Raw genomic sequence first — 17,708 nt, forward strand, 5'->3', positions numbered from 1 at the left:
GTGCCAGCCCCCGGCAGCGGCGCGGGCGCCGTGGCGGTGGGGCCGGTGGGCGGCGTGCCCGCCGCGCCATCACGGCCGTACAGGCCGGCGTTGGGGTCCGGCGCCTGGCGCGGGTCGGGCAGCTTGCCTGCGTCGCCTTGCCGGCTGGCGCGGTCCACGAAGGGCACGGGCGCCTTGGTGACGTAGAACGCCACGACAGCGGCCACGATCAGCCCGATGAGCAATCCGGCAAGCGCCCCGTACAGGGTGCTGCCGCTTTCGCCGGAACGGCGGGTGGGTTTGCGCTTGGTCGCCATGTACCGATGTTACATCCGCTCGGGGGCGGACACGCCCAGGAGCTCCAGGCCGTTGGCCAGCACCTGGCGCGTGGTCGAGGCCAGACGCAGGCGCGCCAGCTTCAGCGCGGCGTCGTCGACCAGCACGCGCTCGGCGTTGTACCAGGCGTGGAAGTCCGAGGCGCAGTCACGCAGCCAGAAGGCGATGTGGTGCGGGGCCAGTTCCTGCGCGGCCAGGGCCACGACGTGGGGGAATTCGGCCAGGCGCTGCATCAGCGCGAATTCGGTCGGGGCGGTCAATAGGGACACATCAGCCGACGCCACGTCCGCCGCCGGCATGCCGGCGTTGTTCACGACCGAGCAGATGCGCGCATGGGCGTACTGGATGTAATAGACCGGGTTTTCGTCGCTCTTGGACAGCGCCAGGTCGACGTCGAACACGAATTCCGTGTCGGCGCGGCGCTGGATCAGGAAGTAGCGGACCGCGTCGCGGCCGACCCAGTCGATCAGGTCGCGCATCGTGACGTAGCTGCCGGCGCGCTTGGAGATCTTGACCTCTTGCCCGCCGCGCATGACCTTGACCATCTTGTGCAGCACGTAGGACGGGTAGTCCTTGGGAATGCCCTCTTCCAGCGCCTGCAGGCCGGCGCGCACGCGCGCCACGGTGCCGTGGTGGTCGCTGCCCTGGATGTTCACGGCGCGGTGAAAGCCGCGTTCCCATTTGGCCTTGTGGTAGGCCACGTCCGGCACGAAGTAGGTGTAGCCGCCTTCGCTCTTGCGCATGACCCGGTCTTTGTCGTCGCCCGTGCCCAGTTCGGTGGTGCGCAGCCACAGCGCGCCGCCCTCTTCATAGGTATGGCCGCCGGCGACCAGCGCCTTGACGGTGGCCTCGACGCGGCCCGACGTGTAGAGCGAGCTTTCCAGGTAGTAGTTGTCGAACACCAGGCCGAACGCCTGCAGGTCCAGGTCTTGTTCGCGGCGCAGGTAGGCCACGGCGAAGACGCGGATGTCGTCCAGGCTGTCGATGTTGCCGGTCGCGGTGACGGGTTCGCCGTCCGAGGCCTGGATGGTCTTGCCGGCCTGGAAGTCGCGGGCGATGTCGGCGATGTAGTCGCCCTTGTAGCCGTCGGCCGGCCAGTCGGGCGAGTCGGTGGTCAGGCCGCGGGCGCGGGCCTGCACGCTGATCGCCAGGTTCTCGATCTGGTTGCCGGCGTCGTTGTAATAGAACTCGCGGGTCACATCCCAGCCGATCGCGTCGTACAGGCGGCACAGGGCGTCGCCCAGCGCGGCCTGGCGGGCATGGCCCACGTGCAGCGGGCCGGTGGGGTTGGCGGACACGAATTCCACCAGGATCTTCTCGCCGGCGCGCGGGGCGCGGCCAAAGGTGGCGCCCTGTTCGGCCACGGCCGCGATGACGGCTTGGCGGGCGGCGGCGGTGACGCGCAGGTTGATGAAGCCGGGGCCGGCAATGTCGGCGCTTTCGATCAGCTCGCGGGCGCCGGGCTGGGCCAGCAGCGCGTCGACGATGGCCTGGGCCAGTTCACGCGGGTTGCGCTTGGCCGGCTTGGCCAGCTGCATGGCCACGTTGGTGGCGACGTCGCCGTGGGCGGCGACCTTGGGGCGCTCCAGCAGCACGTTGGCCTGGGCATCGGGCAGGCTCTGCGCAACGGCGGCCTGGATCAGGGAAATAAGTTGTTTTTGTTGCTCGGGGAGCATGGGCGTCTGGAGAAGTTCTGGGTGAGTGACGAAGGCGGCGACGGGTCGCGGCCGGGCCGGCGGCCCGTGTGGGCGCCCCGGCGGGGCCTGGGGGCGGCATCGGCGCGGCGGGCGCGCCTGGCGGGCGCGACCAGGCGCCAAGCGCCGGATTCTCGGCCGCCGCGGCTCCTGCCGTCACGGGAATCTCCTGAATCATAGCGTGATTTGGCGGGCGCCACCGGCGCCGGGCCCTGCCCGGGCGGCCCGCGCCTGGGGGGTCAGTTGGCATCCCCCGGACGTTGCGGTAGTGTATGGAAGGTATTCAATGTAGGAGACCGGAATATGCTGATTACATTTCATTCCAAGGTCGTGGCGGAAGTCCTGATGCTCACCGACCATGCCGGCGTCCTGCTGCAGGCGGCGGGCAAGTCCTTTGGCGACAAGATTCCCGAGCGCGGCGTGTTCACCGTCGACCAGCTCGGCCCGGGCATCAAGGGCATCGAGCACGCCATCGAGGAATCCCTGGGCCACCACGATGACGACGAAGAAGACGAAGACAAGGCGCCGGTGCCGCCCATGGCGCGCACGGTCGGCCTGAAAGAGCGGGCCTATCCGCTCCTGGACATGATGCGGCAATCCCAGGCCGCGGGCGCCGAGGTTACCTGGGAAGTGTCCCGCGGCTGGTAGGCAATGTCGCCGGCGGGACAATCTGCCCGGCGGTTTTTGCCTACCCTCGTGTTGCCGTCTTTTTGCGGCTGACGCCATTTCAAGGAACCCCTGCTATGCGCAGCGACATCACGATCGTCTTCGATACCCGGCGCTCGCTGGACCTCTCGGCCAACGTCGAACCCAATCCGCAGCGTCAGAACCAGGCGCGCGACTGGTTCGACGGCGCCTGGGAAACCCTGGGCTGCGAACCCCTGCGTCCCAGCGGCAAGGTCCTGCTGCTGGACAAGGTGCTGGGCGTGGCGGACGCGCTGGGCTACGACACGCTGTCCACCGACGAAAAAGAAGCCCGCGAGTTCGCCGAGAATCTGGCGCTGGCGCTGGAACGCCCGCGCATCACGGTAGACCTGCCCGGCCTGACCGTGGGGTACTGACCTCCTGCTCAGCGGATGCCCGCCCGCATGAACGACTGGACGAACTGACGCTGGAACAGCAGGAAAGCGATCAGCAGCGGCGCGGCGGACATCAGCGTGGCGGCCGTGATCACCGACCAGTCGATGCCCTGGTCGGTCGACGAGAACACCTGCAAGCCCACCGTCAACGGCCGCGATTCCACGGAATTGGTGATGATCAGCGGCCACAGGAAATTGTTCCAGTGGTGGCTGACGGACACCAGCCCATAGGCCACGTAGATCGGCTTGGCCAGCGGCACGTACACCTTCCACAGGATCTGCAAGGCGTTGGCGCCTTCCATGCGCGCGGCTTCTTCCAGTTCGCGCGGCACGGTCTTGAAGGTCTGGCGCAACAGGAAGATGCCGAAGGCTGACGCGAAGTACGGCAGGCCAATGGCGAACACCGTGTCGCGGATGCCCAGCTGGCTCATCGAACGGTAGTTTTCCACCAGCAGCACGTCAGGCATGATCATCAGCTGCAGCAGCACCAGCATGAAGACGAAGTCGCGGCCGCGGAACTCGAAACGCGCGAAGGCATAGCCGGCCAGCGTGGACAGCACCAGCTGCGCGGCCAGCACCATCGTGACCAGCAGGAAGGTGTTGGCGAAGTAACGCGGGAAGGGCGCGGCCTGCCAGGCGCGCGCGAAGTTATCCAGCGTCAGCGGGGCGAACAGGTCGAAGCGGGTGGCATAGGCCGGCGGATGGAACGCCGCCCACATGGCGTACGCCAGCGGCAGGATCCACAACAGGCCCAGCGCCCACGCGCCCAGGGTATCGAGCTTGTCTTTCATTGATAGTGCGTCCTGCGGTCCAGCCAGCGGAACTTGATCAGCGCCGTCAGCGCCAGCACCACCAGCAGCACGACGGTCAGCGTCGCGGCGTAGGCGGTATCCCAGAAGCTGAAGCCCACCTGGTAGATGTAGTAGAGCAGCAGCGTGCTGGCGTTGTCGGGCCCGCCGCGGGTCATGACCACCACGTGGTCCACCAGCCGGAAGGCGTTGATCAGCGCGTTGATCAGCACGAACAGCGTGGTCGGCATCAGCAGCGGCCAAAGCACGCGCCGGAAATACTGCCAGCGCGAGGCCCCTTCCAGCATGGCGGCTTCACGCAGGGACGGCGACACGGTTTGCAGCGCGGCCAGGTAGAAGATCATGAAAAAGCCGGATTCCTTCCATACCGTCACCAGCATCAACGCGGGCAATGCCGTTTCGCGATTGCCCAGCCAGTTGGGGCCGGGCGAGCCGAACAGCTGCATCACCTGCGCGATCAGCCCGTACTGCGGCGTGTAGAAGAACAGCCAGATATTGGCCACGGCCACCATGGGCAGCACGGTCGGCGTGAAGTACGCCATCCGCAGAAAACCGCGGCCTTTCAGGTTGCGGTTCACCCATAGCGCCATGACCAGCGCGATGCCGATCGAGGTCGGGATGGTGCCCAGCGCGAACCACAGGTTGTTCCAGAGCGACTGCCAGAAAACCGGGTCATCGCGCATCACCGCGTAGTTGTCCAGCCCGACGAAGCGGGCCGGGCGCGCGCCCTTGGGCGTTGAATAGAAGCTGTGCCAGAACGTCGCCAACGCGGGGTAATGCGTGAAGGCGGCGAGCAGCACGATGGCTGGCAGCAACAGCAGCCAGCCATAAAGCGCATTCAAAGAGCGGCTCATCGTGCTTGGCGGTCTACTTGTAGGAACGCAGGATGCGGTCGGCTTCGCGCTGGGCGTCGGTCAGCGCTTGCTGCGGCGTCTTGGAACCCGTCAGCGCCGCCTGCAGGGCGTCGTTCAGGGTCTTGGTGACGCGCTGGTTCTCGTGCGTCGAGAACTCGGCCACGCTGACCTGCAACTGGTCGCGCGCCACGGCGGCGGCCGGCACTTCCTGCGCGTACTTCTTCATCTTCTCGGTCTGCCAGGCGGCCGGCGTCACCGCGACGTAGCCGGTGGCAATGCTCCAGTCGGCCGCGCGTTCCGGCGTGGTGGCCCACTGCGCGAACTTCAGCGCAGCCTGTTGCTGCTCAGGCGTGCCGCTCTTGAAGATGTAGAAGTTGCCGCCGCCGGTCGGGCTGCCGCCGCGCTTTTGCTGCGGCATCATCGCCACGCCGAACGGGAAGTCGGCGTTCTTGCGGATGTTGGTCAGGTTGCCGGTGGTGGTCCAGATGATGGCGGCCTTCTTTTCCAGGAAGTCCTTGGGCGTGGTGCCCCAGTCGATCGTGCCGGTGGGCATGATCTTGTGCTTGGCGGACAGGTCGCGCCAGAATTGCGCGGCCTCGACCACGGCGGGCTTGTCCAGGAAGGTCTCGTTGCCGGCCTCGTTCATCAGGATCGCGCCATTGGGCGTGGTCAGGGCCTGGAACAGCCAGTAGGCGAATGCGCCGCCCGACGGGATCTCGATGCCCCATTGCGTGGTGTTGCCGGCGGCGTCCTGCTTGGTCAGCTTCTTGCCATACTCGACCAGCTCGGCCCAGGTGGCGGGCGCGCGCTCGGGATCCAGGCCGGCGGCCTTGAACAGGTCCTTGTTGTAGTACATGACGATGGTCGAACGCTGGAACGGCACGCCCCAGGTGTGGCCGCCGGTGCGGCTGTTCTGCATGAACGCATCGTAGAAGCCGCCCAGCCACTGCTTGTCGGCATCGCTCTTGGCCAGCGAGTCCACCGGCACGATCGCGTCTTCGTCGATCAGGGTGAACATGTCGGTGGACAGCAGCACGGCCAGCTGCGGCGGAGTGCCGCCCTTCAGCGCGGTCAACGCCTTGGCGATCGAATCCTGGTACGAGCCGGCGTAGATCGGCTTGATCTTGATGTTCGGGTTTTCTTTCTGGAAGTCCGTCACCATGTCGTCGACGATCTTGGTGATGGGGCCGCCCACGGCGACGGGGTAGTAGAACTCCACTTCAACGGGCTTTTGCTGTGCGTGCGCGGGCAGCGACAGGCAAGCGGCGGCCAGGCTGGCGGCCAGGGTCTTCAGTACGATGCGTCGCATGATTGCGTTTCCTTTCCTGTGGATTGGGCGTCTTCAGCGCCCGACGGTGTTGATGACCGCCGAATCGGCGGCAAAGAAATGCTGTTGTTCCGTGGGCCAGGACAAGCGCAGCGCTTCGCCGGCGCGGGCGCGCAGGTGCCCGCCCACGCGCACGGCCACGCCGCTGGTGTCGCCGACCCGGCACACCACGATGGAATCGGCGCCGAAGTACTCCACGCTTTCCACGGTGGCGGCGATGCCGTCGCCGTCGATGCGGATGTGCTCGGGCCGCACGCCCAGCTTGACCGCGCCGGCGGGTGCGCCGGCAACGGCGGGGCCATGCATGCCGGCGATTACCGTGACGCCTTGCAGGGTCGTCAGGCCGATCAGGTTCATGGGCGGCGTGCCGATGAAGCGCGCCGCGAATTCGCTGGCCGGGCGGGCATACAGGCCGTCCGGTGTATCGTGCTGTTCGATCTGGCCGCCGCGCAGCAGCACCACCTGGTCAGCCATGCTCATGGCTTCGGTCTGGTCGTGCGTGACGTACACCATCGTGATGCCAAGGTCCTGCTGCAGCGCGCGGATCTCGCGGCGCATCTCATGGCGCAGCTGGGCATCCAGGTTGGACAGGGGCTCGTCCATCAGGCAGACGGGCGCTTCGGAAATCACCGCGCGACCCAGCGCCACGCGCTGTTGCTGGCCGCCCGACAATTGCGACGGCTTGCGGTCCAGCAGATGGCCCAGGCCCAACAGCCCGGCCACGCGTTGCAGGCGGCGGTCGAAATCGCGCGCCGGTTCCTTGCGGACCTTCAGGCCGAACAGGATGTTCTCGCGCACCGACAGGTGCGGAAACAGCGCATACGACTGGAACACCATGGAAATACGGCGCTTGGCCGGCGGCAGTTGCGTGACGTCGCGGTCGCCGATGTGGATGGTGCCCGAGGTGGGCGTGTCCAGCCCGGCGATCATGCGCAAGGTGGTGGACTTGCCACAGCCCGACGGACCCAGCAGCACGGTGAAGCTGCCCGCCGGCACCGTGAAGCTGACGCCGTGGATCGCCGCCGCGTTGCCGTACTGCTTGGTGAGGTTATCCAGAACGATGGATGACATGCTGTCTCGTAGATCTAATTGTTAGATCCGCCCCGTGTCGCGAGCAATGAAATCCTTTTCATTGTGCAGCGCAAACATGACGGACATATGGCATTGTGTTTGTAATCGAGAATCCGGCTCAGGCGAAGGGATACGGGCCGGGGTATTCCCCAATCACCGCATGGTGCGTGACCAGCGCGCCGTCGTGCCACCAATGCAACTGGTAGCCGGGGGGCTCCATGACATACTGCAATGTCGGCCGCGGCCCGAGTTCCAGCGCCAGTTGGTGCGCAGTGCCCGGACAGGTTGACGCGATGGTGCCGCCGAACCGGCGAAAGATGGTGCGATGCAGATGGCCGCATAACACGCGTTCCACGTTCGGATAACGCGCCACGATCTTTTCCAGTTCAGGGGCGCCCGCCAGCAGGCCGATGGCGTCCATGTGCTCGATGCCCGTCAGGAACGGCGGGTGGTGCATCAGCACCAGGGTCGGCCGGCCGGGTTGCTCGGCCAGGTGCGCCGCGAGCCAGCCCAGGCGCTCCGCGCACAGTTCGCCATGGCTCTTCATGGGCACCACGGTATCCAGCGCCAGCAGGCGCAGCGGATAGGTCTCGACGGCGTATTGAATGAACGGCCCCTGCCCTTGCAGGTAGCCGTGGTCCGGAAACGCGGCGCGCAACTGCGCGCGGTCGTCGTGGTTGCCGGGCAACAGGAAATACGGAATTTCGAGCGCCTGCAATTGTTCACGCAGCGCCTGGTATTCGTGAGGCTTGCCCAGGTCGGTCAGGTCGCCCGTGATCAGCACGCAATCGGGGCGCGGCGACAGCGCGTTGAGCGCGCGCACCGCGGGCCCCAGGAAGGCGGCGGGGTCGATGATGCCGTAGGCCTTGTCGCCTGGCGTGCGCATGTGCAGGTCGGTGATTTGGGCGATAAGCATGGAAAGGTCTCTTGCAGGAATCTGGAGGAAAAAGTCAGCGGCGCACGGGCGCCGCGGTGCCGCCGACGACGATGCAGTGAGGCAGGCGGTCAGATTGCGGCGGTTGGCCATGGATCTGCGCCAGCAGGTTCGAACAGGCGGCCAGGCCGATGCCGTCGCTAGGCTGGGCAACCGTGGTCAGCGGCGGTGTCAGCAAGGCGCCGAAGCGCATGCCGTCAAAGCCGCACACCGAAATGTCGCCAGGCACGGACAGGCCCAATGCCACCAGATCGGCGATCACCGCCGTGGCCAGCAGATCGTTCGAGCAGAACAGCGCGGTGGGCGCCTGCTTGCCGCGCAAGGCCGTCTTCAGGGCCTCGGCGTCACTGCCCGTGTGCGAACTCATGGCGATGTGCTGGATGGGTTCCAGGTCCAGCTTCTTGGCGCAGGCGCGGGCACCCATCAGGCGGCGGCGCGCGCGGTCGGACGCCGTCAACGGGCCGGTCACGATGGCAATGCGGCGGTGCCCCAGCGCCGCCAGGTGCGACACCATATCGATGGCGGCCGCGCGGTTGTCGACCGAGGCGTAAGGATGGGCAGTGGATTCGTTGTAGACCAGCACGTAGGGCATGCCGGCGCTGTCCAGGTCGTCCAGCGTGGCGCTGCGCGCCGCGTCCGCCACCGTCAGGATCAGGCCGTCGACCTGATGATCGATCAGGCCCTGCACGGCGGCCGACTCCACCGCGGGGTCGTAGCCGGTGGCGGTCAGCATGACGCTGTAGCCGGATTCGCGGGCTCGCCGTTCGGCGCCTTCAAAGCACTCGGCGAATACGGGATTGGACAACGTGGGCAGGATCAGGCCGATGGTGCGCGTGCTGCCGGAACGCAGGCTGCGGCCGACGCGGTTGGGCCGGAAACCCGCACGCTTGGCGATGGCGCGGATGTGCGCCAGCGTTTCCGGATGGACGATATCCGGCTGATTGAACGCGCGCGAAACCGTGGCGGGGGATACCCCCGCCTTGCGGGCCACTTCGATAATGGAAAAGCGGGGCGATGCGCGCGACACCATGGCTACATTGCTGGCGGTTTGCTGAAAACGTTTTCATCTTACAAGGGAATTATGACCTTTGTGTTGCACCCGTTTGCGCTATGCTGATAACAACGCAACAACATAAAGCCAAGGCGCAATGCACGCGGAAATACCCGGAAAAACGTGGTTTTTCAGTGGTTTTCCTAATTGACGCAACGCGGACAATGGCTGGGTTTGTCAAAATCGGCGCGCATCATGCCGCGCCAGATCGGGATAAACCCCAGGTCAAGGGGACCGGGTGCGTAAGTCAGTACCGCGCATATCGCGCGGCACCGGGATAGAGGAAAGGATCATGTCTACTGCCTTAAACAGACTTGGCGCGCTTGAAGCGGCGCGCAAGCTGCAACGGCGCGAATTGACTGCGGTGCAATTGGTGCGTGCCTGCTTTGCGCGCATCGAACAACGCGAAAACACCATTCATGCCTGGACGGCGCTGCAAAAGCAGGCCGCCCTGGACCATGCCGAAGCGCTGGATCGCGGCGCCCTGCGCGGCCCGCTGCACGGCCTGCCGCTAGGCGTGAAAGACCTGTTCGACACAGCCGACCTGCCAACGCGCTACGGCTCGCCCATCTACGAACGGCACCGTCCGGGGTTGGACGCGGCCGCCGTGGCGCTGTGCCGCCATGCTGGCGCCGTGGTGATCGGCAAGACCGTCACCACCGAGTTCGCCACCTACCAGGCCGGACCCACGCGCAACCCGCGCAACGAAGCCTATACGCCCGGCGGTTCGTCCAGCGGCTCGGCCGCGGCGGTTGCCGACGATATGGTGCCGTTCGCGCTGGGCTCGCAAACCGCCGGATCCATCATCCGCCCGGCCTCGTATTGCGGCATTGTCGGCTTCAAGCCCACCTTCGGCGCCATTCCCCGCGCGGGTGTGAAAAGCCTGGCCGAATCGCTGGACACCGTCGGCGGCTTTGCCCGCTCGGTGCCGGACGTGGCCTTGTTCGCCTCGGTGCTGATGCGCGATCCGCGCATGCTCGAACTTTCCTACGACGCCAAGCCGCGCATCGGCATGTACCGCAGCCTGCAATGGCGTCACGCGCAATCCGAAACCAAGGAAGCCTTCGCGCAGGCCGCGGCCACGCTAGCGCGCGCGGGCGCCCATGTCGAAGAAGTGCCGCTGCCGCCCGAAGACTGCATGCTGGTGCAATTGCACGCCGACGTCATGGCTTTCGAAGCGTCCCAGTCGCTGGCTTACGAACGGCTCGAGCACGCGGGGCAGCTCAGCGCCAAGATCCAGGCCGTCCTGGAAGCCGGCGCCCAGATCACCGCCGAGGAACACATCAAGAACCTCGAGCGGGCCGCGGATTCACGCGCGCGGGTGGATCAATGGTTCGACAAGTACGACATCCTGCTGGCGCCCAGCGCCAGCGGCGAGGCGCCGTTTGCCGACTTGGGCACGGGTGATCCGCAGTTCTCCCGTGCCTGGACGCTGTTCGGCCTGCCCTGCCTGAACCTGCCTTTTGCCACCGGCCCGCAGGGGCTGCCGGTCGGGTTGCAGTTGATCGGCCGGCGCCACGACGACTACCGCACGCTGTCGATCGCGGCCTGGGTGCACGAGCGCCTGCTGGCCGCGCGCGAACCTGACATCGGCGCGTCCGACATGTGGCCGCGGGGCTGACCCGCCCGGTTGCGCGGTGTTGCCTGCCCCGCGCCCTTTGCCAAAAAAAAGAAAGCCCGCCGGATAACGGCGGGCTTTTTGTGTGCGGCGCCGCCTCATGATAAGAGGCGAGCGTTGGAGGTGATGGCGGTAAGCCCACCCCCTGCTTCCGGGTCGCGGATCACGCGGCCTCGGCGGCCTCTTGTTCGGTGGTGACGGCGCCAGCGTTGATGTGGCGGTTTACGGCGCTCAGCACGGCCTGGAAGGACGCGGTCACGATGTCGCGGTCGATACCCACGCCGAAGCCGGTGCTGGATTCACCGACGCGCAGTTCCACATACGAGGCGGCGCGGGTGTCGGTGCCGGTGCCGATGGCATGCTCGTGGTAGTCCATGATGCGCACCGGCACGTCCAGCGCGGCCACGAAGGCCGAGATGGCGCCATCGCCCTTGCCCGTCACAATGCGGCGTTCGCCGTTGTATTCGAGTTCTGCTTCGATGCTGAAGTGCTGGCCTTCGCCGGCCGACGGATTGCCGTCGATGCGATGGCGGATCAGCTTCCAGGGCGACTTTTGCTCGAGGTATTCGCGGTTGAAGATCGTGTGCACGTCGTCGGCGGTGACTTCGCGGCCGGTTTCGTCGGTGACGCGTTGGATCGCACGGCTGAATTCGATCTGCAAGCGGCGCGGCAACACCAGGCCGTGCTCCTGCTCGAGCAGGTACGACACGCCGCCCTTGCCCGACTGGCTGTTCACGCGGATCACGGCGTCGTAGCTGCGGCCGAGGTCGGCCGGGTCGATCGGCAAGTACGGCACTTCCCAGACGGCGTCGGCTTGCTGCAACGCGAAGCCCTTCTTGATGGCGTCCTGGTGCGAACCGGAGAAGGCCGTGAAGACCAGGTCGCCGGCATACGGATGACGCGGGTGCACCGGCAATTGGTTGCAGTACTCGGCGCAGCGGCGCACTTCGTCGATGTCCGAGAAGTCCAGGCCCGGGTGCACGCCTTGCGTGTAGAGGTTCAAGGCCAGCGTGACCAGGTCGACGTTGCCGGTGCGCTCGCCGCTGCCGAACAGGCAGCCTTCGATGCGGTCGGCGCCGGCCATGACGGCGAACTCGGCGGCGGCCACGGCCGTGCCGCGGTCATTGTGCGGGTGCACGCTGAGCACGATGCTGTCGCGGCGGGCCAGGTTCTTGTGCATCCACTCGATCTGGTCGGCGTACAGGTTGGGGCTGGTGGCTTCGATGGTGGCGGGCAAGTTCAGCACCATCTTGCTTTGCGGCGTGGGCTGCCATACGTCGGCCACGGCGTTGGAGACTTCCAGCGCGAATTCGGGTTCGGTGGTGCTGAAGACTTCGGGCGAATACTCGTAGCGCCATTGCGTTTCGGGGCGCTGCGCGACGTATTGCTTGATCAAGCGCGTGCCGGTGGTGGCGATGTTCTTGATCTCGTCCTTGGACATGTTGAAGACGACCTTGCGGAAGGCCGGCGCGCAGGCGTTGTACATGTGCACGATGGCTTGCTTGGCGCCCGCGGCGGCTTCAACGGTGCGGCTGATCAGGTCTTCGCGCGACTGGGTCAGCACGATGATGGTCACATCGTCGGGGATGCGCTTTTCGTCGATGAGCTTGCGCACGAAATCGAAGTCGGTCTGCGAGGCAGACGGGAAACCCACTTCGATTTCCTTGAAGCCGATCTTGACCAGCTGTTCGAAGAAGCGGACCTTGCGCTCGACGCTCATCGGTTCGATCAAGGCCTGGTTGCCGTCGCGCAAGTCGGTGCTCATCCAGATCGGCGGCTGCGTGATGCGGCGGCTGGGCCAGGTGCGCTCGGAAAAGTCGCGGGCAAAGGGCGCGAAGGGGACGTATTTGGTGGCGGGGTTGGCAAGCATCATCACTACACCTCGATCAGTTCTTTCGGTTTGATGCTGAATCCGGATGGCATGCGGCCGATAGGCGCTCTGATGCCAGGGGGTTCGCCGAGTCTGGCGAGGGGATTCAGTTTTGAAAAAGGGAAATCGCGTGTGGCAAGCGTGGCTGCCGAGCTACCACGGGGACACTAGGCCCGGCAACCGATCGGTAGGTATAGCGATAGCGCGATGGACGAAATAGAAGCGCGCAGACCGGCAACCGGAGCGGCAAAGCGTCCGGTAGCAATCGCGAGGGGGGTGCGGTAAGCGGCCATAGGTTGCTAGTCAAACATACTTTTCGGGCCAGCGCAAATGAAAACGCGATAAAAAAACCGGGGGCAGATCTGCCCCCGGCGCGCCTTATTGCGTCTGCATGTGGCCGTTTTTCACGACCTTGCCCAGGCGTTCGCGTTCGTTGGCGGCAAATTCAACGAAGCTGGCGCGCGAGCCGCCGCCCGGTTCGATGCTGCTCTGGCGCAGCGCGTCCTGCACTTCCTTGGTTTGCAGCGACTTCTCGATGGCCGCGTTCATCTTGTCCAGCACGTCGGCGGGCGTGCCGGCCGGCGCGTACAGGCCGGCCCAGTGGCCGATGCGGATGGCGGGGAAACCCAGTTCGGCGGTGGTGGGGATGTCCGGCGCGCTGGCCATGCGCTTGTCCCAGGTGGTGGCCAGGGCCTTGAGCTTGCCGGCCTGGATCAGCGGCAGCGTGACGATGCTGGCCTCGGAGGTGGCGTCGACCTGGTTGCCGATCACGGCGGTCACGCCTTCCGAACCGCTCTTGTAGGCGATGGGCTCGACCGGCAGGCCGGTGGCTTCCTTGACCATCTCGGCCACGAAATGCGGCGTGCTGCCGTTGCCGGCGGTCGAGAACGTGATACGGTCCGTCTTGGCCTTTTTGGCGCGCTCGACGAAGTCCTTCAGGTCCTTGGCCGGGTTGGACGGATTGGCCACGATGACCGACGGTGTCACCGTCAAGAGCGCGACCGGGGTCAGTTCTTCGTCTTTGTAGGGCTGGTCCGAACGGATCAGGCTGTTGGTCACCGTGCCGTTGCTGCCCACCAGGTAGGTGTAGCCATCGGCGGCGCTGCGCGCGACGTGCGCGGCGCCGACGACGCCGCCGGCGCCGGGACGGTTTTCCACGATGACGGGCTGGTTCAGGGTCGAGCCCACCGCCTTGGCGATGATGCGGGCGACAAGATCGTTGGCGCCGCCGGCGCTGAACGGCGCGACGAACGTGATGGGTTTGTCGGGCCAGGCGGCGGATGCCGGGGCGGCGACGACGGCGGCCGAGCAGGCCAGCAGCAAGCCGGCGGCATACCGGACAGGGGTGCGGAACATGAAAAACAACTCCAGGGGCCGGCCGCGCATCCGGCGTGTCTCGTCAGCCGGCTTGTTTTATTGGAAGGGTGCGCAGCCCGCGGTTGCGCGAGCCTGGAGGGCCAGTATAGGGGAGCCCGGCTGGCAGGGCACTGAAACAAACAGGCCGCCTTGCGGCGGCCTGGATGCGGGAAAAACGTCAGGAAAAGAAGGCTTAGCGGGCCGGGCCGCCGATGCGCGGTTCGATGTAGCGTTCGCGTTCGCCACGGGGCTCGGCGCGGGTGTCGCGGCGGCCGTCGTCACGGCTGTCGCGCGGGGGCTTGGCCGCGGTGCCTTCCAGAATGTTGGCTTGTTCGGCCACCATGGCGATCTTGCCGATGCGGTTGTGGCGGATTTCCGACAGTGACCGTTGCAGGTCGCCGACGGTGAACGGTTCTTCGCGGGTACCCCAGGTCCAGCGCAGCACGCCCAGGGATTCTTCGGACAGTTGCGGCGCCAGATCGGCCAGTACGCCGGTGCTGACGGGGGTGGCGCGGCCCGAGGCCAGGCTGGCGGACAGCCAGGCGCGCAGGATGAAGAAGACGATCAGCGTCCAGATGCCGGCGACGACCCACCAGATGTACGGATTGACCTTCTGGACCATGTCCATGGTGGGCTGGCCCAGCGAATGCAGGAACTCGTAGTTGATGCGCTTTCCGAAATCCAGGATCCAGGAGGCGGCGAGATACCAGATGATCACTGCGACGGCGATCACGATCGCGCGCAGGATGAGCCTGGGAAGTGCCAGTTTGAGCAGGGTCTGACCGATCAGTCGGCAATCCTGGCGAACGCTTGCGGGCGAAGTCTGATTCATCATGCAAAATATTGTACCTATGACCCGTCCAATTTTAGAACTGCGGCCTGGCCAGCATCTGACGCTGACCCCACAACTGCAGCAATCCATCCGGTTGCTGCAGCTGTCTACGCTCGATCTCGAGGCGGAGATCTCGCAAGTGCTTGCGGATAATCCGTTGCTGGAGCGCGACGATGAGTCGCCGTCGGCGGAAACGCCGGCGGAATCCGAGCGTGAGTCTTCGGTGCAGGACGACGAGCCCGCCGCCGAGCGCGAGACGCCGGTGGACGAAATGCCGGGCTCGGGCGGGGTCTATCCCGACGACGATTCCAGCTTGCCCGAGGCCGCGCGGCCCGACACGCTGCGCGAATACCTGCTGGGGCAACTGGCGCTGACCCGGGCCGCGCCGCGCGACGCCACGCTGGCCGCGCTGCTGATCGACGAACTGGACGAAAACGGCTACCTGGGCTCGCCCCTGGAAGAAATCCTGGGCTGGCTGCCGGCCGATTCCGAACCCGACCTGGACGAGTTGCGCGCCGCGTTGTCGCTGCTGCAGTCGTTCGACCCCATCGGGATCGGCGCGCGCGACATGTCCGAATGCCTGCTGTTGCAATTGCGCAACCCTGACCTGTCGCGCCTGCCCGAGGCCGCGGACCCCAAGGTGCTGGCCTGCGCCCGCCTCATTTGTGCGCAGCATCTGGCGCTCTTGGCCACGGGCAACAACGCCCGCCTGTGCGCCGCGGTGGGTTGTGACGAGACCACGCTGCGCGCCGCGCACAGCCTGATCCTGCGCCTGGAGCCGCGCCCCGGCCGCGCCTGGACAGTGCCGGCGGCCGACTATGCCGTGCCTGACGTTATCGTGCGCAAGACGCGCCGCGGCTGGCAGGTCACGCTGAACAGCGCCGCCGTGCCGCGCCTGCAGATCAACGGGCTCTATGCGCAGATGCTGGGCAACCAGAAGGAATCCGCCCACGCCGGCCTGCAATCGCAACTGCAGCAGGCCAAGTGGATGATCCGCAACGTCGAACAGCGCTTTGACACCATCCTGCGCGTCGCCCAGGCCATCGTCGAGCGCCAGACTGCGTTCTTCAGCCAGGGGCCGGCGGCCATGCGGCCGCTCATCCTGAAAGACATCGCCGGCGAGCTGGGCCTGCACGAATCCACCATTTCACGCGCTACAACGCAGAAGTACATGCTCACTCCGTTTGGCACGCTGGAGCTTAAGCGCTTCTTCGGAGCTGGGGTGTCGACCGACGGCGGCGACGCTACCTCGGCGACGGCGGTGCAGACCTTCATCCGCCAGATGGTGGCCGAAGAGAACCGGGCCAAGCCCTTGTCGGACAGCCAGATCATGGAAAAGCTGGCGGACCAGGGCATCGTCATTGCCCGCCGCACGGTCGCAAAATACCGCGAAGCGCTGCGGATCGCGCCCGCCGCGCTGCGCAAGGCGCAGGCCTCGGCCCGGTGAAATAGGGGACGGATTTTTTCAAAAACGTCCCTTATTTCAACGGGTTGCGTGACAAGTTGGTTGCAAATTTTTTTGCATGAGGGGACTTGCCAGCAGCGGAATAATTTTCGATAATTATTCTCATGTACATTTGCGTATGTAATGCCATCACCGAACGCCAAGTCCGCGCCAGCGTGGACGCGGGCGCGACGTCGCTTTCCGACCTGCAATTCGAGCTGGGCGTGGCCACGTGCTGCGGCTGCTGTGCGGCCACCGCCGCCGAATACCTGCCGGGCGGCCGCTGCTCCAGCGTGTGCGATGTGCGCTCGATCGCCGTTCCGGTCAACCCGCCGGCCGCCATGGCCGACATGGGTGCGTCCGCGGCGAACAGCAGCTATCCGGTCATCCAGGTCGCCGTCGCCTGAACGACGCCGCCCTTCACGGCTCGCAGGCTTTGCCCCGCGAGCCGTTGCGTTTCCGCTTCACAGAACTCCCTGATCGCCGCCGCCAATTGGCGCACGGGTTCGCGCGCCGGTTCCGACAGGCATAGCGCCAACTCGGTCGGCGGCACGGACGGTAACGCCGCATCCACCAGCCGATGGCCCGCCGCCATGCAGCGGCGTTCCAGTAAAGCCACCCCCAAGCCTCCCGCCAGCGCGGCCTGCAGCCCCATCAGGTTCGGGCTTTCGTAGGCGATGCGCCAGCGGCGCCCGGCGTGCTCCAACGCGTGGATGGCACGGTTGCGGTAGATGCAGCCTTGCGGAAAGGCCACCAGGGGCACGGGTTCGGTCGCGGCGGGCAGCTCGTCCTGGCCGGCGATCCAGTGCAACTGCTCGGGCCAGGCCGCCAGCGCGGCGCCTGCCCCGGGTTCGCGCTTGAGCAGGGCCAGATCCAGGTCGCCGCGCTCCAGGCCGCGCGTCAGGGCGGTGGTCAGGTCGCAGCGCACCGATAGCCGGACAGCGGGGCGCGCGCGGGCGAACTGCGCCACGATGGCGGTCAGCGTGTCCGCCGCGAAATCGTCCGGGATGCCCAGCCGGATCACCTCGACCCGCTTGCGCCCGCTGACCGCCTCGCGCACTTCAGTCGACAGGGCCAGCATGCGCCGGGCATAGCCGAGCAGGCGTTCGCCGTCCTCGGTCAGGTGCACCTGGCGGCCTTCGCGCACGAACAGGGCGCATTCCAGCGTTTCTTCCAGTTTGCGGATCTGCTGGCTGACCGTGGATTGGCTGCGGTGCACGCGTTCGCCGGCCCGGGTGAAGCCGCCGGCATCCACCACCGAGACAAAACTGTGCAAAAGATCGAGGTCAAGCATGGCAAAGGCCTTTGCATTGGTTTTTCGAATACTTTTGATCCAAATAAAGCGTTTGTCAATGGATAGGGGCGCGCCCAGAATGGGCTCCTCTTCCCTGCCTGTCTAATCGGACCTGCCCATGAAGGCGTCATCGACCCTCCCCGCCTCCCTACCTTCGGCC

General features: G+C 66.0%; 16 protein-coding genes and 1 pseudogene. 5 read left to right on the forward strand and 12 right to left on the reverse strand.

Annotated elements, in window-relative coordinates:
- Together A9974_RS00210 and argS are read right to left on the reverse strand one after the other, a co-directional pair.
- Positions 1 to 296: pseudogene (locus A9974_RS00210) on the reverse strand (SPOR domain-containing protein); the annotation flags it as partial.
- 9 nt (positions 297 to 305) lie between these two features.
- Complete coding sequence (gene argS, locus A9974_RS00215; protein WP_183002193.1) at positions 306 to 1,991, reverse strand: arginine--tRNA ligase; 1,686 nt, start codon at positions 1,989 to 1,991, stop codon at positions 306 to 308.
- Between the two features lie 321 nt (positions 1,992 to 2,312).
- Here argS and A9974_RS00220 point away from each other — a divergent pair, with 321 nt between their 5' ends.
- Both A9974_RS00220 and A9974_RS00225 read left to right on the forward strand, forming a co-directional pair.
- Positions 2,313 to 2,657: a DUF1840 domain-containing protein gene (locus tag A9974_RS00220; protein ID WP_183002194.1), complete on the forward strand. Its 345-nt coding sequence runs from the start codon at positions 2,313 to 2,315 to the stop codon at positions 2,655 to 2,657.
- Positions 2,658 to 2,752: 95 nt separating this feature from the next.
- Positions 2,753 to 3,070: a hypothetical protein gene (locus tag A9974_RS00225; protein WP_183002195.1), complete on the forward strand. Its 318-nt coding sequence runs from the start codon at positions 2,753 to 2,755 to the stop codon at positions 3,068 to 3,070.
- Positions 3,071 to 3,078: 8 nt separating this feature from the next.
- Here A9974_RS00225 and A9974_RS00230 read toward each other — a convergent pair whose 3' ends face one another.
- The 6 genes from A9974_RS00230 to A9974_RS00255 form a co-directional block, all read right to left on the reverse strand.
- Positions 3,079 to 3,879, reverse strand: a complete 801-nt coding sequence (locus A9974_RS00230) for a carbohydrate ABC transporter permease (protein ID WP_025139986.1) — start codon at positions 3,877 to 3,879, stop codon at positions 3,079 to 3,081.
- Positions 3,876 to 4,751: a carbohydrate ABC transporter permease gene (locus A9974_RS00235; protein ID WP_183002196.1), complete on the reverse strand. Its 876-nt coding sequence runs from the start codon at positions 4,749 to 4,751 to the stop codon at positions 3,876 to 3,878. Before A9974_RS00235 ends, A9974_RS00230 begins: the two co-directional genes overlap by 4 nt.
- Before the next feature lie 13 nt (positions 4,752 to 4,764).
- Entirely contained in the window at positions 4,765 to 6,060 is a 1,296-nt protein-coding gene (locus tag A9974_RS00240; RefSeq protein ID WP_183002197.1) for an ABC transporter substrate-binding protein, read from the reverse strand.
- A gap of 33 nt (positions 6,061 to 6,093) precedes the next feature.
- Positions 6,094 to 7,149, reverse strand: coding sequence for an ABC transporter ATP-binding protein (locus tag A9974_RS00245; protein WP_183002198.1), 1,056 nt, complete (start codon positions 7,147 to 7,149; stop codon positions 6,094 to 6,096).
- Between the two features lie 118 nt (positions 7,150 to 7,267).
- The gene (locus tag A9974_RS00250; RefSeq protein ID WP_183002199.1) at positions 7,268 to 8,065 is read right to left on the reverse strand and encodes a phosphodiesterase; all 798 of its coding nucleotides are present in this window, start codon (positions 8,063 to 8,065) and stop codon (positions 7,268 to 7,270) included.
- A 34-nt stretch (positions 8,066 to 8,099) separates the two neighbouring features.
- On the reverse strand, positions 8,100 to 9,113 hold the full coding sequence (locus A9974_RS00255; protein WP_183002200.1) for a LacI family DNA-binding transcriptional regulator: 1,014 nt from the start codon (positions 9,111 to 9,113) through the stop codon (positions 8,100 to 8,102).
- A 313-nt stretch (positions 9,114 to 9,426) separates the two neighbouring features.
- On the opposite strand from A9974_RS00255, the gene A9974_RS00260 reads away from it, so the two are divergent.
- Positions 9,427 to 10,755: an amidase gene (locus A9974_RS00260; RefSeq protein WP_183002201.1), complete on the forward strand. Its 1,329-nt coding sequence runs from the start codon at positions 9,427 to 9,429 to the stop codon at positions 10,753 to 10,755.
- A gap of 160 nt (positions 10,756 to 10,915) precedes the next feature.
- Here the strand turns inward: A9974_RS00260 and leuA are convergent, their stop codons facing one another.
- From leuA to A9974_RS00275, 3 genes are all read right to left on the reverse strand, one after another.
- Positions 10,916 to 12,625, reverse strand: coding sequence for a 2-isopropylmalate synthase (gene leuA / locus A9974_RS00265; RefSeq protein WP_183002202.1), 1,710 nt, complete (start codon positions 12,623 to 12,625; stop codon positions 10,916 to 10,918).
- A 375-nt stretch (positions 12,626 to 13,000) separates the two neighbouring features.
- Positions 13,001 to 13,978, reverse strand: a complete 978-nt coding sequence (locus A9974_RS00270; RefSeq protein ID WP_183002203.1) for a tripartite tricarboxylate transporter substrate binding protein — start codon at positions 13,976 to 13,978, stop codon at positions 13,001 to 13,003.
- A gap of 193 nt (positions 13,979 to 14,171) precedes the next feature.
- Positions 14,172 to 14,813 carry a hypothetical protein gene (locus A9974_RS00275; RefSeq protein ID WP_183002204.1) on the reverse strand — a complete coding sequence of 214 codons (642 nt, stop codon included), beginning with the start codon at positions 14,811 to 14,813 and terminating at the stop codon, positions 14,172 to 14,174.
- On the opposite strand from A9974_RS00275, the gene rpoN reads away from it, so the two are divergent.
- Both rpoN and A9974_RS00285 read left to right on the forward strand, forming a co-directional pair.
- Positions 14,812 to 16,257, forward strand: coding sequence for an RNA polymerase factor sigma-54 (gene rpoN / locus A9974_RS00280; RefSeq protein ID WP_183002205.1), 1,446 nt, complete (start codon positions 14,812 to 14,814; stop codon positions 16,255 to 16,257). The two genes, A9974_RS00275 and rpoN, sit on opposite strands and share 2 nt — an antisense overlap.
- A 122-nt stretch (positions 16,258 to 16,379) precedes the next feature.
- Positions 16,380 to 16,661, forward strand: coding sequence for a bacterioferritin-associated ferredoxin (locus tag A9974_RS00285; protein ID WP_183002206.1), 282 nt, complete (start codon positions 16,380 to 16,382; stop codon positions 16,659 to 16,661).
- On the opposite strand, the gene A9974_RS00290 is transcribed toward A9974_RS00285, so the two are convergent.
- Positions 16,631 to 17,548 (reverse strand): LysR substrate-binding domain-containing protein, encoded by a 918-nt coding sequence (locus tag A9974_RS00290; RefSeq protein WP_183002207.1) that lies wholly within the window; start codon positions 17,546 to 17,548, stop codon positions 16,631 to 16,633. The genes A9974_RS00285 and A9974_RS00290 overlap by 31 nt on opposite strands.
- Between the last annotated feature and the right edge of the window lie 160 nt (positions 17,549 to 17,708).

The sequence above is a fragment of the Achromobacter sp. UMC71 genome (assembly GCF_014170305.1).
In the GTDB taxonomy this organism is placed as follows: Bacteria; Pseudomonadota; Gammaproteobacteria; order Burkholderiales; family Burkholderiaceae_B; genus Achromobacter.